This is a genomic window from Stenotrophomonas sp. SMYL86 (assembly GCF_036320025.1).
Lineage (GTDB): Bacteria > Pseudomonadota > Gammaproteobacteria > Xanthomonadales > Xanthomonadaceae > Stenotrophomonas > Stenotrophomonas maltophilia_A.
The window spans coordinates 373,397-388,500 of record NZ_JAWIRU010000002.1 but is presented as its reverse complement, the minus strand read 5'-3'; the positions used below and the strand labels follow the sequence as shown (position 1 = coordinate 388,500).

At 64.2% G+C, this 15,104-nt stretch carries 16 protein-coding genes and 1 pseudogene; 5 read left to right on the top strand and 12 right to left on the bottom strand.

All coding sequences use genetic code 11. The annotated features are described in order from the left end of the window. Window positions 1–51: 51 nt before the first annotated feature. The 10 genes and pseudogenes from V3B64_RS04455 to V3B64_RS04410 all read right to left on the bottom strand — a co-directional run bounded on the left by V3B64_RS04455 (window position 52) and on the right by V3B64_RS04410 (window position 8,873). Window positions 52–360: a VirB3 family type IV secretion system protein gene (locus V3B64_RS04455; RefSeq protein WP_121503585.1), complete on the bottom strand. Its 309-nt coding sequence runs from the start codon at window positions 358–360 to the stop codon at window positions 52–54. Continuing rightward, the gene (locus tag V3B64_RS04450) at window positions 353–763 is read right to left on the bottom strand and encodes a TrbC/VirB2 family protein (protein ID WP_100473219.1); all 411 of its coding nucleotides are present in this window, start codon (window positions 761–763) and stop codon (window positions 353–355) included. Before V3B64_RS04450 ends, V3B64_RS04455 begins: the two co-directional genes overlap by 8 nt. A 580-nt stretch (window positions 764–1,343) precedes the next feature. Further along, a pseudogene (locus V3B64_RS04445) lies at window positions 1,344–1,808 on the bottom strand (lytic transglycosylase domain-containing protein); the annotation flags it as partial. A 15-nt stretch (window positions 1,809–1,823) separates the two neighbouring features. Further along, window positions 1,824–2,867, bottom strand: a complete 1,044-nt coding sequence (virB11, locus tag V3B64_RS04440) for a P-type DNA transfer ATPase VirB11 (RefSeq protein WP_046986269.1) — start codon at window positions 2,865–2,867, stop codon at window positions 1,824–1,826. Window positions 2,868–2,881: 14 nt separating this feature from the next. Beyond that, a complete protein-coding gene (locus V3B64_RS04435; protein WP_121503587.1) occupies window positions 2,882–4,138 on the bottom strand; it encodes a TrbI/VirB10 family protein in 1,257 nt (418 codons plus the stop codon). Continuing rightward, entirely contained in the window at window positions 4,135–4,914 is a 780-nt protein-coding gene (locus V3B64_RS04430; RefSeq protein ID WP_329913702.1) for a TrbG/VirB9 family P-type conjugative transfer protein, read from the bottom strand. The genes V3B64_RS04435 and V3B64_RS04430 overlap by 4 nt, the downstream gene beginning before the upstream one ends. Next, a complete protein-coding gene (locus tag V3B64_RS04425; protein ID WP_329913701.1) occupies window positions 4,911–5,936 on the bottom strand; it encodes a type IV secretion system protein in 1,026 nt (341 codons plus the stop codon). The genes V3B64_RS04430 and V3B64_RS04425 overlap by 4 nt, the downstream gene beginning before the upstream one ends. An 89-nt stretch (window positions 5,937–6,025) precedes the next feature. Continuing rightward, window positions 6,026–6,472: a hypothetical protein gene (locus tag V3B64_RS04420; RefSeq protein ID WP_032129529.1), complete on the bottom strand. Its 447-nt coding sequence runs from the start codon at window positions 6,470–6,472 to the stop codon at window positions 6,026–6,028. A 427-nt stretch (window positions 6,473–6,899) separates the two neighbouring features. Next, a complete protein-coding gene (locus V3B64_RS04415) occupies window positions 6,900–8,579 on the bottom strand; it encodes a type IV secretory system conjugative DNA transfer family protein (RefSeq protein ID WP_121503589.1) in 1,680 nt (559 codons plus the stop codon). A 36-nt stretch (window positions 8,580–8,615) separates the two neighbouring features. Further along, window positions 8,616–8,873, bottom strand: a complete 258-nt coding sequence (locus V3B64_RS04410) for a hypothetical protein (RefSeq protein ID WP_006374755.1) — start codon at window positions 8,871–8,873, stop codon at window positions 8,616–8,618. Between the two features lie 235 nt (window positions 8,874–9,108). Between V3B64_RS04410 and V3B64_RS04405 the strand changes: the two genes are divergently transcribed. After that, window positions 9,109–10,320 (top strand): MFS transporter, encoded by a 1,212-nt coding sequence (locus V3B64_RS04405; RefSeq protein ID WP_121503590.1) that lies wholly within the window; start codon window positions 9,109–9,111, stop codon window positions 10,318–10,320. Between the two features lie 16 nt (window positions 10,321–10,336). Here V3B64_RS04405 and V3B64_RS04400 read toward each other — a convergent pair whose 3' ends face one another. Beyond that, window positions 10,337–10,816: a MerR family transcriptional regulator gene (locus V3B64_RS04400; protein ID WP_329913700.1), complete on the bottom strand. Its 480-nt coding sequence runs from the start codon at window positions 10,814–10,816 to the stop codon at window positions 10,337–10,339. An 89-nt stretch (window positions 10,817–10,905) separates the two neighbouring features. Here V3B64_RS04400 and V3B64_RS04395 point away from each other — a divergent pair, with 89 nt between their 5' ends. The 4 genes from V3B64_RS04395 to V3B64_RS04380 all read left to right on the top strand — a co-directional run bounded on the left by V3B64_RS04395 (window position 10,906) and on the right by V3B64_RS04380 (window position 13,458). Beyond that, window positions 10,906–12,144 (top strand): NADH:flavin oxidoreductase/NADH oxidase family protein, encoded by a 1,239-nt coding sequence (locus V3B64_RS04395; RefSeq protein ID WP_329913699.1) that lies wholly within the window; start codon window positions 10,906–10,908, stop codon window positions 12,142–12,144. Between the two features lie 93 nt (window positions 12,145–12,237). Next, entirely contained in the window at window positions 12,238–12,714 is a 477-nt protein-coding gene (locus tag V3B64_RS04390) for a hypothetical protein (protein ID WP_049398236.1), read from the top strand. A gap of 103 nt (window positions 12,715–12,817) precedes the next feature. Beyond that, a complete protein-coding gene (locus V3B64_RS04385; RefSeq protein ID WP_032128601.1) occupies window positions 12,818–13,087 on the top strand; it encodes a hypothetical protein in 270 nt (89 codons plus the stop codon). A gap of 125 nt (window positions 13,088–13,212) precedes the next feature. Then, on the top strand, window positions 13,213–13,458 hold the full coding sequence (locus tag V3B64_RS04380) for a hypothetical protein (protein WP_197615117.1): 246 nt from the start codon (window positions 13,213–13,215) through the stop codon (window positions 13,456–13,458). A 45-nt stretch (window positions 13,459–13,503) separates the two neighbouring features. Here the strand turns inward: V3B64_RS04380 and V3B64_RS04375 are convergent, their stop codons facing one another. Continuing rightward, window positions 13,504–15,033, bottom strand: coding sequence for an FAD-dependent monooxygenase (locus V3B64_RS04375; protein ID WP_329913698.1), 1,530 nt, complete (start codon window positions 15,031–15,033; stop codon window positions 13,504–13,506). Between the last annotated feature and the right edge of the window lie 71 nt (window positions 15,034–15,104).

The following is a 15,104-nucleotide window of genomic DNA, read 5'->3' as shown; positions in this document are numbered from 1 at the left end:
AGTTTCAAGAGACCCGGCGGGCGCGGACGCCCGCCAGGCCGGATCCGGACCTCAATCCATTCGGGCCGGCTTGTCGCGGTAATGGTTGGGGTTGAACACCCACATGCCATCGTGTTCCTGCACGTTGCGCACCTTCAGCTTGAACATCAGGCGCAGGCCCAGCAGCCGGAAGATCATTTCGTCACGCTTGGCCATGTGCCGCATGATGAAGATCGCCACCGGGATGGTGAGCAGGAACCAGAAGTTCGTGTACACGCTGAGCAGCAACAGCCCACCGGCCACCATGAAAAATGGCAGGTAAGGCACGCCCAGGAACATCGCCGGGCGCGTGCAACCGCGGAACAGGACGTTCTTATGCACTGTAGTACTGGATCGCGTTGTTGATCAGGTAGTAAGTGGTGCTGGTGCCAGCACCGCACTTGCCGTCACTGCCCTCACCCAGCAGCATGCGCGCGATCTGGCCGGCGGCACCGATCAGCACGCCACCGATGAGGATCGGCGCGACGTCACCGATGCGCTTGTGCGCGAAGGCGATCTGGTAGCCGGCGAAGATCACCGCGATGGTCACCACCGCGATCGAGGCCATGTTCAGCAGGCCGTTGATGTTGGAGAAGAAACCGCAGACCTTCTTGTCGGTGCCGCCGAAGTCGGTGCTGGTGGCGAACACCTGCGGGGCGAACAGTGCGCCAACGAAGATCGTGGCCATCAGCAGGGTTTTCAGCGTGCGCTGGGCCTGGACGAGGTCGAGATTGGATCGCTTCATGGATTGATTTCCTTGTTGATGGACTAACACAACTGAATCGACCAGCCGGGGGACTGGTCGCACCACGACTTCGTCAGAACACGAAGGCCGCATCCCCTGCGGGAATCTGCTGCACCGGCGCAGCCTGCACCGGTGCGTTGTACGAGTTGTCGCCACCGGCCACAGGCTGCTTGCGCTCGCTCCAGGGCCGCAGCATCACTGGCCCCTCGTTGCCGGCGCCGGCAGCGCCCGGCAACTGCTGCGGCATCGCCATTGCCTGCGCCGGACCCTGTTGAGGCAGCTGCTGCGGCATGCCAGCGGCCTGTTGCTGCGGATAGGCGGCCCCTTGGGTGGGCTGCGCCTGCGGCTGCATCATCCGGTCCACCGAACCCAGCACTACCTTGGACAGCGCCTGGTCGGCGATGTTCAGCAGGCTGCCCCGCGCCATTGCACCGGTGGAGGGATACACGACATAGGCGCGTGCGGGATCTTCCGACGGCACGTAAACCGGTCCATTCGACTGGGCGACGATGCGCGCCTGCGCCGGCGAAGCGAGCTGCGGGTGATGCTCGACCTTCACGCTGCGGCGTTCGCCGCGACTCACCACGTCGATCGGTGCAACACCATTGCTGGCAAGCTGCTGCCCACGGCGCATCGAGTCATAGACCTTCTGCACATAACCATGGCGGAAGCCGGTCTCGAAATTGCCCGAGTAGTAGCAACTGAATGACTTGCCCCAGTTACCACCGGAGCGCTTGTAGCACTCGGCGAGGATCCGAGAACCCGCTTGCAGGTTCGGGCATTGCTGGAAGGCCTTCTCGTAGGAATCCAGACCGTACTTGCCCAGGTTATAGCGATTGACCTGGGCCAGCCCGATGGAGAAGTTGTAGCCTTTCTCTTCCAGCATCCGAACCGTCGCCAGCGCTTCGTCCAGCGCCTTGGGCTGGCGCACCAGAGCGCCGCCGACTACGCCGATGGCATAAGGGTTGCGTGACGATTCAACGTTGATGACGTGCTGCATAACGTCCATCGATACGGCCATCTCCGGGCACGCCATCATCTCCAGTCCTGGCAGCATCCTTCAGCCCTCCTGCCCCTGGGCTCGCCCAGGATTGAAATCGATACCGGTGATATAGCGCGAACCGGCGTGCGCCTTGATATGCACCACGATGTCGATGGTCATCATCAACAGTCGCTTGATCACGTTGAATTCCAGGCCCGAACCTTCGGTGGACGCCTTCACCATGAGCGCCAACTGGTCCCAGGTCTGCTCCGGACTGCCCGCATGGCAGCTGGTGATTGAACCCGGATGGCCGGACGCGCAGTTGCGGATGAAGTAGAACGCCTCGTCACCGCGCAGCTCGGCCAGGATGATGCGCTCGGGCTTCATGCGAAGGCACGCTTCCATACAGCTCTTGGCACTGACATTGCTGGTGCTCTGCCCACCCTTTGAGTACAGCAGATGCACTACATTGGGTTGGGTCAGAAACAGCTCGCGAGCATCTTCGATCGTGACCAGACGTTCGCTGTCCGGGATATGATTGACCAGCGCTTTCATGAAGGTGGTCTTGCCGCTACCGGTTGCGCCGGATACCACGATGTTCTTGCGGTACATCACCGCACGCCGGAAGAACTCTGCGTACTCGCGCTGCTGACGCAGCTCCAGCAGCTCGCGATCCTGCTCGCTGATGCTGCCATCGCTTTCCAGGATCTGGTTGAAGAACCCATCTTCGTGATACTGGCTGAGCGACTTGGTGTGCTTGGACGGCAGACGGATGGTGATCGACACCTTGCCTGCATCGCACGCCGGCGGAATCACGAACTGGGCACGCTGACCCGTGGGAAACGTGAGCGAGACCACCGGATCGGCATCGGTGATGCGCTGGCCGGTGTTGCTCTCGTTCACCACCGCCGTGCAGAACTGCCGGGCCCGCTCGAAGGTCAGGCCCGGCACGTCCACCCGTTGCCACCCTGCCCGGGTTTCCAGGTACAGCTCACCGGGACGGTTGATGCAGATTTCCGTCACTTCCGGAGAAGTCATGTACTCGGCGATGCCCAGCACTTCGTACTGATAGCGCAGGAAATCGCTGGAGACGAGGGCGAGGGGTGACACTTCAGCGTCCATGATGGTTCGATGATTTACCGGCGGGGGTGCAGCACGTTGGTGAAGTCGACGTCCTTGGCGACGTAGACGTTCACGATCGTGCCCTGATTGATGGTGACCGTCGGCGGACGACGGTTGCTGCTCAGTGCCTCGTTGGCCAGACGCTCCATCGTGCGTGCAGTAGAACTCTCATAGGGCGACTGCACCGTCATGCCATTGTTGGCGATGGTGGTCGTCTCCGGGCCATGCTCGGCGGCAGCGTACTTGAAGGCATCGGAAATCAGGCTGATCATCAGCGCCGAGGCGATACGGCTACCCCAGTGCGCGCTGTACTGGCCCGGATGGCCGGCGCCGCCCAGCTGATCCACGCCCGGGCTGGACATCGCAACATCGATGCCATTGGGGGTTGTGATGCGATCCCAGATCACTTCCACACGCTTGCCGATCGGACCGCCGCCGTAGGCGCCATAGATCTTGGAGCCTTTGGGCAGCAGCAGGTTGCGACCGTTGATCGAGTACACCGGCTCGGTCAGCAGGCACGAGGTATAGCCGGCGAGATCGGTGATGATGCGGGTTTCCAGCACGCATCGGAGGTACGTGCCGCGCACCAGCAGGGCATCGGGGCTTTGGATGTAGGTGGCACTGGAGACGTCTTCCACGTCCGGTCCACGGCGGATCTTCTGCTGCCCCTGCTGGTTGTTGGGCATCATGTTCGCAAGCAGCGCTTGACGGGTCTGCTCGTCGATCGCGCTGCGCTGCGGCTGCGCCCGATTGCCTGCCGCAAGCGCGGCATCATCCACGCCGGCCATCCGGCGCTCGACCAGCGACGGCGCACGAGGCGCCATGGCTTCCGGCTCGGATGCGATGGGCTCCAGTCTCGGGCCTTCATCCTGCGACATGGGTGGAAGCATCGGAATCGGTTCGGCGGCAGCCGGCGGCGCCTGCGGGGGCGGCGCAACGTCCGGCAGTGCCGGCGTGCTGGCACGTGCAACATCCGGCACCTTCTGCGCGGCGTCATCACCATCCTGGCCCTTGCGGAAAAGCAGGAAGCCCATGGCCACCAGCAGCAGCACGATACCGCCCAGGAACAGCAGCGCCTTGCGGTTCAGTCGCTGCTCTTCGGCCGAGCGCAGCTGCGGCGCGGCCGCGTCCAGATCCGGTGCAGGCTCAGCCTGGCCCGTGCCGAAGTAGGGATTCGACGGAGCGTCCGGGGCCGCCTGTGCACCGTACGGACTCTGGCTCTCGTCGCGTCCGTTGTTCGGGTCGTTTCCGGGAGTGTTCTGCTGGCTCATTTCTTCACGTTCCTTCGCAGACCGACGACGAAGTCGCCGTGGCGGATGACCAGGTACGGGTGCGTCCCGTGCACGATCAGCGTATTGCCTTCAACTGTGGTGTTGACCACGAAGTCTTCACCGTATTCCGTTTCGCGACCGAAAACCGCCGGGAAGATGCCGGTCTTGTACTCCGGCGAATTCGGCAGTTTCAGATAGGTAAAACGACCATCGTCATAGGCGTTGACCGGTATCAGCCACCCCATCTTCTTCGCCCTGCTGGTCGAATAGGAGTAGTTGAAGTTGTACTGGCGGTCCTTGGCCAGTTCAGAGCTCAACAACGGCTTGGCCTCTTCCTCGACCGCCTCCTGGGCGACGCCGAACACGGTGTCGTTCGGATAGACGAAGGCGATCTTGTACTGCACGCCTGCACGACGGGCCTGTTCCAGCTGGCGCCAGTCGGTGGCCACCACCTTCAGCTCGAAGATGTAGGAATGAGTCTCGGTGCGCACCATCATGTTGGTGTCGACGTCGACGTTCTTCGGCTTGATGTAGAACACGTTCTCACGACGGGTCAGCTCCCAGCCGCTGCTGAAGCCGGTGCTGTAGTCGAGGATCTTCTCGTTCGGGCTCAACTCGATCTGGGTGGTCAGGCCCAGGCCGGTGCGAACCGGATAGATGCGATCCTTCTCGTACTCGTAGTGGTCCACCGCCTGCGCCATCACCGCTGCTGAAAACAACAGCGACAACGTCGACAGCAGCGCCAGCGCGCTTCCCCTGATATTTCGACTACTCATCGGTTGCTTGCTCCATCAGCAGTTCCGGTGGAATTGTTCTGCGCCGGCCTCATGGCCGGCTGTCCGGGCATTGCCTGCCCCGGCATGGGTTGCCCCTGTACGGGCTGACCCGGCATCGGCTGGCCCGGCGTCGGGCCATTGGCCGGAACGGCGACCGGCTGGCCGGTGGCCGGATCGATCATTGTGGCCGCGGCCGGGTTGTTGGGATCGTAGACACCCTGGGCCTGCTGCGCGGCCTGTGCAGCCTGCTGCGCCTGCGCCTGCATGGCGCCGTCATCCGGCACCGGCACGCCACGGGAATAGTCGTTGTCGACGCGATACTCGGTGACCTGGAAGGCCAGCGGATTGAGGATGCGATCCTGCTCGGACAGCGCCAGGTTCTGGTTGTAGCCGAAGCGCATCGTCACCAGCTGGTTGTCCAGGTAGGTGGCAACGCCAGTGCGCTTATCCAGCAGGCTGCGCTGGATGCGCACCGAAGCGCCGCGGAAGCTGCCGTTCGCTTCGGCGCCCAGCGGCGTGATGCTGAGGATCTTGACCCGGATGGCACGCTCGCGGCCATACATGACGAACGGGTTCTGCGGGTTGTTGCCGGCATAGCGCACGCGCATGGACTGCGCCACCGGATCGGTGGACATCACGAACACCAGTTCCCAATCGCGCAGGCCCATCACCGCCGAATCGTACGACTCGCGCGCCAGTACGTACTGGGCCACATTGCTGCGATTGATCGCTTCGTTGGTGGTGATCGTCTCGCCCTGGAAGGTGCCACTCAGGCGCGCAACGGTCGCGGTGCCGGTGTAGGCATCGGCCATCACCAGGAACGGCACCTTCTCCTTCAGCGGCAGCATGTAGTAGTAGCCACCCGCGAGCGCGAGCGACATCAGCAATGAGCCTGTGGCCACCCACCACGCACGTCGCTCGCTGCGGCGTGCCATGTCGGCCACGGTGATCTCGTAGCTGACCGCCTTGGCGACCGACTGCTCGACCTTGGGACTGTTGCCGGGATCCTTCTTGCGGAACATGGATTCTTCCGTACTGCTGAAACATCAATGGGCATGGAGCCCCTGCGACAGGCGCGGGGAGCGGCACGTTCGATGGTTTCGAGGTGGACTCAGGTGCCGCTGTTGGAATCAGCGCCCTGCGCCGACGCGGTGGGCGTCGAGCCTGCGCTCTGCACAACGATCTGGTTGCCAACAATGGAGACGGAGATGCCTTGCGCCGAATACGCCGAAGTCAGATCGATCACGGCCTGCTGCGCATTGGTGGTGTCGATCTTCGAGACCGCGCCATACAGCGTGAAGTCCGAGCTGAGGCGGTAGTCCAGTGTTCGTCCGGAATCCTTGGCCCAGCGCTCGAGCATGGCTTTGAGCGTGCCATCCATCGGCGAGGCCTGGTAGACGTAGCTGGAATACAGCGGGATCTCGGTCGTCGCCACGGCAAAGCGGTTGACCGGCTTCCAGCGCCCACCGAAATCGGGGGCGGACTTGGTGGCACACCCTGCCACCATCAGCGCCGCGACTGCGGCGATGGAGATTTTCGCGATAAACGCCTGATTCATACGGGCTTCACTTTGACGTACGAAAAAGCAGTCCCGAGCGTTGGTTCCCTGGCCGTCCGGCGCTGCATGGCGCACGCCGGAATCGGGGAGGCGCGCTGGCATGCAGCACACCTGCCCCGGCTCCCCTGCAGCCCGAAAGCTGCCAACCAGGTCGCGGGGCCGCCAGACGTTGCCGACGACACACCCGCACACCCTCACCAACGTCGAAACCATCCTTGTTTCCATGGCACAAACTCCTGGCCACCCTGCGTTACAACTTTTGCCATCCAGCACACACTTCTGGATGACGCACACAGAGTTACACAACCACGCGTCAATTCCATGTCAGACAAGTCTGAAAATCCATGAACAGATGCCGAATTTTTGACTCAGCTCACGGTTTCACGTCGGTGAATATGAATCTACGTCACAAATTTAGCGACGTGAATTAGACGTTAAGCATCGGAACGTCGACCTTCGGCAGCAGCCGCGATGTGAAATAGCGATCCTTGTAATAGCGGATCTTGTCGCACTTCACCGGATGCGGTATGCCCTCGTAGAGGAATACTTCCTTGTCCGGCCCCATCGCCTTCAGCTCCTGCGGCAGCATCAGTGCACGCCGCTCTTCGGTGAAGTTGTGGGTCTTCTCACGGGCATGGGTGACGTTCTTCTTGCGGACGGTGGTGTAGCCCAGCATGTCCGAGTAGTCGTTGGCGTCCTGCTGCTCGCGCGGCGCGTACAGGATCTGCAGTGCGTGGTTGGTGATGATCGTGCGTGACACTTCCCGGCCGTAGGTGGCATCAAGCTGGGACATGCTCTGGATGATCGGCAGCAGGCGGATGTTGTAACCGGCCATGTAGGACACCGCCGAGGCGATGATCTCGACCTTGCCGATCGAGGTAAATTCGTCCATCAACAGCAGGCACTGGTACTTCAGGTCCGGGTTGGACTTGGGCAGTTCCTTGGTGTTGAGGTTGATCAACTGGCTGAAGAACAGGTTGATGATCAGCCGGCTCTCCGCCAGCTTGTTGGGCTGGATGCCGATGTAGATGGTCATCTTCTTCTTGCGGACATCGGTCAGCAGGAAGTCGTTGCTGCTGGTGGCCTTGTCCAGTACTGGGTTGATCCAGGGATTGAGCGGCTCCTTGAAGGTGCCCAGGATCGAAGCGAAGGTCTCGTCGGCCTGGGACAGCATGTTGGCGAACGCCGAACGCGCGTTGGCGCTGAGGAACGACCGCTCCGACAATGCCTTGAGGTACTTCTTCAGATCGGTGCCGTCCCCCGACGACAACCGGTAGACAGCGCCCAGCGTGGGCGTGCCCGAGCCGCCCGGGAAACCGCTGCTGCGCTCGTCGTCCCAGTTTTCGAACAGATACAGGGTGAAGGCCATGAACGCGTTGCGCGCCTGGCTGACCCAGAATTTCTGGTCCTCGGCACCATCCGGATACAGCATCGCGGCGATGCTCATCAGGTCCGAGACACGGAACGCCGGGTCATCGGACACATAGCTGAGCGGGTTCCAGCGGTGCGTGCGCCGATCTTCAGCGAAGGGATTGAACAGGTAGATCTCCTGCCCTTGGCTGGCACGCCAGCCACTGGTCAGGTCGAAGTTCTCCTGCTTGATGTCCAGCACCACCAGCGATTCGCCGTACTCCAGCAGGTTCGGGATGACGACGCCCACGCCCTTGCCTGAACGGGTGGGCGCTGCAAGGATCACGAACTGCTGGCCGTCCAGCCGCACCAGCTTGCCGCCATGGCTGCCAACCACGATGCTCTGGCCGGTCTTCTTGAACATGCCGTGCTTGGACAGGTCGGCGCCGGTGGCAAAGCGCGCGTCGCCGTGCAACGAGCGCTTGTCCTTCTTCAGCAGCAGCACCAGGCCGGTCACCAGCAGGACCAGCAGCGGCAGGCCGAAGCCGAGATAGCCGGCCCACTTGATCTTGCCCACGAACGGCGCGACCTGCGGCTGGCCAATGGCGTGGTAATACTGGTAGTACGTGTTCCAGGTGAACAGCTTGGTGTCCAACCCCAGCAACAACAGGGTCAGGTAACCGGAAAACACGAAACCAAGCAGCAGGGTCGCCAGCGTGATGATGGCGATGAGCAGATACTTCTTACTGGGCAACACCCGGATCCTCCATGATGCGCACAAGGGCGCGACGGCCTAGCGGCGGCGCCAGCGCGACGCCTTCTTCCGCAGGTGGTTTTCGTTCTCCAGCCCGGGCTCTTCGCCCTCTTCACGCACCAGTGCCTGCAGGCGTTGGCGCGCTTCGGCCAGCGACATCAGGTCGGTCAGACGATCCCCATCGTCGGCGACGACCGCATGGCCGACCACATCGCCCGGAGCGTACACCGGCGCGTAGGACACCGCTACCAGCTGATAGCGGCCGCGCGTCTCCAGCACATGCCTGAATTCCTGCATCGACATCCTCCTTGTTCCAGCACTCCGCAGCCCCTGTGTTTCGCATCATGCCGACGTCCATGTCGTCATTACATGCAGGACGCCGACAACAATGCGCCGAACCTGCTTTCGTACCGAGCCCGTGCCCGGCTTGCCGCAACCCCACGGATCAAACGCTGATTTACCCTCAGCATGGCTGCTGCTGTTGCGGTGCAGCAGTACAATGCACGGCTCCCCGCCCCCATCGCGCCCCCGCATGAGCCCCAACTCTTCCCTGGCTGCGCGGCTGACGCCCCGTCAGCGCACCCTGATCATCCTTGCCCTGTCCCTGGGCGGCTTCGCCATCGGTACCAGCGAGTTCGCCAGCATGGGCCTGATGCTGGAGATCAGCCGTGGCCTGTCGATCTCCGAAACCCAGGTCGGCCACCTGATCAGCGCCTATGCCATCGGCGTGGTCGTCGGTGCGCCGATCCTCGCCTTCGTCGGCGCCAGCTTCCCGCGCCGCAAGCTGCTGCTGGCACTGATGGGCTTCTATGCCGTCGGCAACCTGGCCAGCGCACTGGCACCGAACTACGGCACGATGCTGATCGCGCGTTTTGTCGCCGGCCTGCCGCATGGCGCCTACTTCGGGGTGGCGATGCTGGTGGCGGCGGCAATCAGCCCGGCCGGCCAGCGCGGCCAGGCGATGTCGCGCGTACTGCTGGGCCTGTCGATCGCGATCCTGGTCGGCAATCCGCTGACCACCTGGCTGGGCCAGCAGTTGAGCTGGCGCACCGCCTTTGCCCTGGTCAGCGTGCTGGCCATCGCCACCGTGGCAATGATCGCGCGCTTCCTGCTGCCCGATCCGGACGAGGTGCGCACCTCGCCGATGCGCGAACTGCGTGCCTTCAACACCACCCAGGTGTGGCTGGCACTGGCGATCGGCGCGGTCGGTTTCGCCGGCATGTTCTGCGTGTTCACCTACCTGGCGCCGACCCTGGTGCAGGTCACCGGCGTGGCCGAATCGTGGATGCCGCTGGCCGTGGGCGTGTTCGGCATCGGCGCGATCATCGGCAACATCGCCGGTGGCTGGTTGGTGGACAAGTTCCACTTCAAGGCCGCCGCGGTGGTGCTGCTGTGGTCGATCGTGATGCTGCTGCTGTATCCGCTGGCCGCGCAATCGGTGTGGACCATCGGCCCGATGATCATCACCGTCGGCACCATGGGTGCGCTGGCTGCGGTGCTGCAGACCCGCCTGATGGACGTGGCCGGCGAAGCCCAGACCCTGGCCGCCGCCTCCAATCATGCCGCCTTCAATACCGCCAACGCGCTCGGCCCGTGGCTGGGCGGCATGGCGATCAGCGCCGGCTTCAGTCCGGCCAGCACCGGCTATGTGGGCGCGGCCACCGCCATCGGCGGCCTGCTGCTGTGGTGCGTGGCGGTGATGCTGGACAAGAAGCGCAAGGCCGCCGTAGCCGGCAGCCACTGAACATCGCGCCGGATCGTCAGTCGCGGCCCATGCGGCGGCGGCGATCCGGTCGCAGCATTGCCACATCGCCGGCCGCCAGCGTCGGCCGCGCCAGCTCACCGCGCTTCACCCGGTCCAGCACCCGCTGCGAATTGGCCGCGCAATCAATGCCCTCCGGCCGCGCCTGGATGTCTTGGATCAGGGCCAGCAAGTGCGCACGGCTCTCTGCCAGCCGCAGCTGCAGCGCTTCGATATCGGCCACCTTCTGCTGCAGCATCGTGATCAGTGCCTCGTGCTGCCACTGGCCCATGTCCGGCGGCAACAGCGCGCGGATCTCTTCAAGGCTGAAGCCAGCGCGCTGCGCACCGGTGATCAGTTCCAGCAGCAGCACCGCCTGCTCCGGATAATCGCGGTAGCCGTTGGCCTGGCGCTGGACCACCAACAACCCGGCCTCTTCGTAGAAGCGGATGCGCGACGCTGCCAGGCCCGTGCGGCGGGCCAGCTCACCGATCTTCATCTGCCTGAATCCTCGACATGGAAGCCTGTTGACCTTCAATCAAACTTGAAGGTTAGCGTAGCCCCATTCCCCTGTCCTGGAGCTGTCCGATGTCGCTGTTCTCGCCCCTGGCACTGCCCTCCGGTGCCGTCATCCGCAACCGCATCGCCAAGGCGGCGATGGAGGAAAACATGGCCGACGCTGACCACGCTCCGTCCGAAGCGCTGCTGCAGTTGTACCAGCGCTGGGCCGACGGCGGCGCCGGACTGATCATCACCGGCAACGTGATGGTCGATGGGCGCGCCATGACTGGGCCCGGCGGCGTGGTACTGGAGGATGACCGCCACCTCGACCGCTTCACTGCCTGGGCGGACACTGCCCGCTCGCGGGGTGCGCAGATGTGGATGCAGATCAATCACCCGGGGCGGCAGATGCCGGCCGCACTCGGTCAACCCGCGCTCGCGCCTTCGGCCGTTGCATTGCAGATGGGCGCGCTGTCCAAGCAGTTCGCACCGCCGAAGGCGATGACCGAGGACGACATCGACTCGGTGATCGCGCGCTTCATCCGCAGTGCCGAACTGGCCGAGCGTGCCGGTTTCAGTGGCGTGGAGATCCATGCCGCGCACGGCTACCTGCTCAGCCAGTTCCTGTCACCGCTGTCGAACCGGCGCGAGGACCAGTGGGGTGGCAGCCTGGAAAACCGTGCGCGCCTGCTGCTGGAGATCGTGCAGGGTGTACGCGCGGCGGTGGCGCCCACGTTCGTGGTGGCGGTGAAGCTCAATTCCGCCGATTTCCAGCGCGGCGGTTTCTCGCCCGAGGATGCGCGCGCCGTGGTGGAGATGCTGGCCCCCCTCGGCGTGGATCTGGTCGAGCTGTCCGGCGGCAGCTATGAAGCACCGGCCATGACCGGCGCCACACGCGACGATCGCAGCGTGGCCCGCGAAGCGTACTTCCTCGAATTCGCACGCGAGATCGCCACGGTGGCAACGATGCCGTTGATGGTCACCGGTGGCATCCGCCGCCGCGAAGTGGCAGAACAGGTGCTGGCCAGCGGCGTGGCCATGGTCGGCATCGCCACCGCGCTGGCGATCGAGCCGGATCTGCCACAGCACTGGCAGCAGGGCCGCGACCCGGCGCCGACGCTGCGCAACATCAACTGGCGCAGCAAGCCGCTGGCGGCCAGCGCGCACATGGCGGCAGTGAAGTATCAGCTGGGCCGGTTGAGCCGGCGCCGCCCCACCGCACCCACGGTTTCACCGGCATGGGCACTGCTGCTGGCACAGGCGGCCGCACAGTGTCGGACCCGCCGCTACCGGCGCTGGATCAGCGCCCGCGCCATCGCACATTGAGCAGCGCGGTCTTCTCATCGCCGCAGCGATGCGCCACCATCTGCAGGATCGGCGGCAGTCCGCCGCCGGTCGCAGCACGCAGAAGGAACCACCGTGGCAGCAGGATCAACCAGGAACCGCGAAAAGCTGCTCGATGACCTGCTCTCGCTGGGCCGCAACTGGGCACTTGCCATCGCCATCGCCGGTGCCGGGGCTGCCGTCCACTACAACGAATCGGTCTACGAGGCCGGGCTCTGGCGCGGCCTGTTGCCCACGCTCTGCTTCCTGGTCGCGATCATCTGGATCGTGCTCAGCATCATCCGCTTCGACCTGACAATCCAGCAGCACTTCGAGCGCAAGCTGTCACGCTGGCTCAGCCGCCTGCTCTACGTGGTGCTGCTCGGTACCGGCATCACCGCCGTGTTCTTCGTCACCGAGCTGGCAGAGAACAATCATATTGCGCGGATGTGCGACTCGGTAGCCAACGAACCCGGCAGCCGCATCCACAGGTCGGCCGAATGCCAGCGCCTGTATCAGCACCGCGCTGCCTACCGGCAACGGCTGGAATCGGCCGAGGGTGAGTTCGACTGAGGCCTGCTTAGGCCCTGCATCGCGTGCGCGAAAAACACATGGCGTGGATATGTGATCGGGCACAGTGGCTGCGCCTCCCTTGCAGCAAACGAACGCCGCCGACATGCGCCACCCGCCCGCCCCTGCCCGTCACGATGCCATCGCTCTGCAGGCTGGCGTGCTCGGCAGTGTGCTGGGCGTGACGCTGTTCAAGGCGATCGCACTGTCAGCGCTGGCGAGTGGCTCTTTGATGGTGATCGGGCTGTGGCTGCTGGCCTGCGCGCTGCTGGCTGCCTGGGCACTGGCCGCCTGCCTGGCCTGCCTTGCGCTCAGCCGGCGCGTATTCGTGCTGATGCTGGCGCTGAGCATGATGCTGATGATCTGCGTCGCCTGACAGCAGCAGGCGCCGGACTATCGCGCATCTGTTACAGAATAACAAGTGTGATTGGTCGGATTGTCTGCGCCCGGTGTCACGGATTTGAATTCCATGGCCAGCCCGGCACCACCCGAGACCCTCCCATGAACCTGCAGCCCCTGCTCCGCACCACCCTCGCCGCCATCACCCTGGCCTCGCTCAGCGCCTGTGCAACCTATGACGACAGCAACATGCATCAGGCCTGCCAGGAGTCGCCGCATCTGAAGGACCTGCCGCGCGAAGTGGCTGCCCGCGAGAGCCGCTGCAACAAGAGCATGGAAGTGTGGTCGAGCGAGCGCAAGGGCAGTGACAGGCCGATCGACCTGAGCGGCAAGAAGAAGGATCTGTAACCGCACCCGGCGCAGCCCACATCGGCTGCGCCTCCGCCCTGTACGTCAGTCAGCCTCCGGCAGTCCGAACCCGCGCTGCAACGCTTGGCGCAACCCTGCCTGATCACCTCCCGCATCGCAGGCCCACGCGACAATTCCATCGGGCCTCACCAGTACCGCCCCCAGGCCGAGCGCATCGTCCACCGCCGAGGCAATGCGGGTGAACGGCTGTCGCCAACGGTCGACGGGGTTGTACGAAGCGCCGTTCTCATCGAGCACAAGCAACACCCCCTGCCCCGTCCTCAGCACCTCTCCCATGCGGCGGCCATCGGCCAGCAGGAAATCCGGCACGCTGCGACCAGCCAATGGATGGCCATCGCCCAGATCGAGCTGTTGCGACACGCCCCAGACCCGTTCGGCCAGATAGGTGGCGCCATCGCGGGTGCCGGCCAGATCGGCCATGACCGCCGCCAACGCGCGCGAACCGGCTCCAGGACGCATCAGCGCAACCTGCGCGCGCGACCAGTCCAGTACGTTGGCGCCAATTGGATGCCGTTCCTCGTGATAGCTGTCCAGCAGCGCCACGTCAGCGTCACCGCGTATCACGCTGGCCAGTTTCCAGCCCAGGTTCATCGCATCGCCGATGCCCAGATTCAGGCCCTGCCCTCCCAACGGGGAATGCACGTGCGCAGCGTCGCCTGCCAGCAGCACGCGGCCGTTGCGATAGGCGCTGGCCTGGCGCGCACCATCGGTCCAGGTGCTGTGCAGATGCAGCGCGGTGATGGTCACGTCGCGGGCAGACACACGTCGCAGCAGCGATTGCGCTTCATCCAGCGCGAGAGGTTTTCGATGCCCGGCACCGCCATCGAAATCGGCAAGCGCGAGCACACCGGGGGGATTGAAATTACACATGCCCTGCGCGGTGTACTGACGGCCCGGGGTCAGCACGCCGGGATCTTCCAGATCGACCTGCAGCGAATGGCCGGTGAATTCGGGATCCGTGCCGCTGAATCTGAAACCGCATTGCTTGCGCACTGTGCTGCGGCCTCCATCGCAACCTACCAGCCAGCGACCACGTACCGCCCCGTCAGCGGTCTCGATCTCCACTTCGGTGCCACCGGCGTGCACCGCCTGTACCGCACGCCCGCGTTCGATGCGCACGCCCAGCGTGGTCGCACGTTCGGCCAACACCGTTTCCAGGGCCTGCAGCTCCACCGCCATCTGGGTGCCCACCGGCGACGGCAGGCGCCAGGTCCAGCGCGTGCGGTCGACGTCGTCCAAGACAAACGGTATTCCGGCGAAGTGGCCGCCCAGCGCCCGCGGCTGCGCGAGCCAATGGGCGGTGCCGGGCGGCGGCGCCCCCTTCTCGGGCTTGAGCACCTGTGTCGCGGCGACCGCGTCCAACAGGCCGCGCCGATCCAATGCCTCCAGCGTAGGGGCGTTCAAGCCGCGGAGCCCGAATGGCAAGCGCTTCAACGGCGAACCGGCGAACCTGGCCTGTTCCAGCACCAGCACTGAACACCCGGCCTGGGCCAGTTCACAGGACAGGAACAGGCCCACCGGGCCAGCACCGGCAATGACGACGTCGTACAGCATGGGGAATCCTTGCGAGCGCCGGGTCGGCGCTCTGGCGGGTCAAATGTTACACTCGGTGTACGTTTCCACAA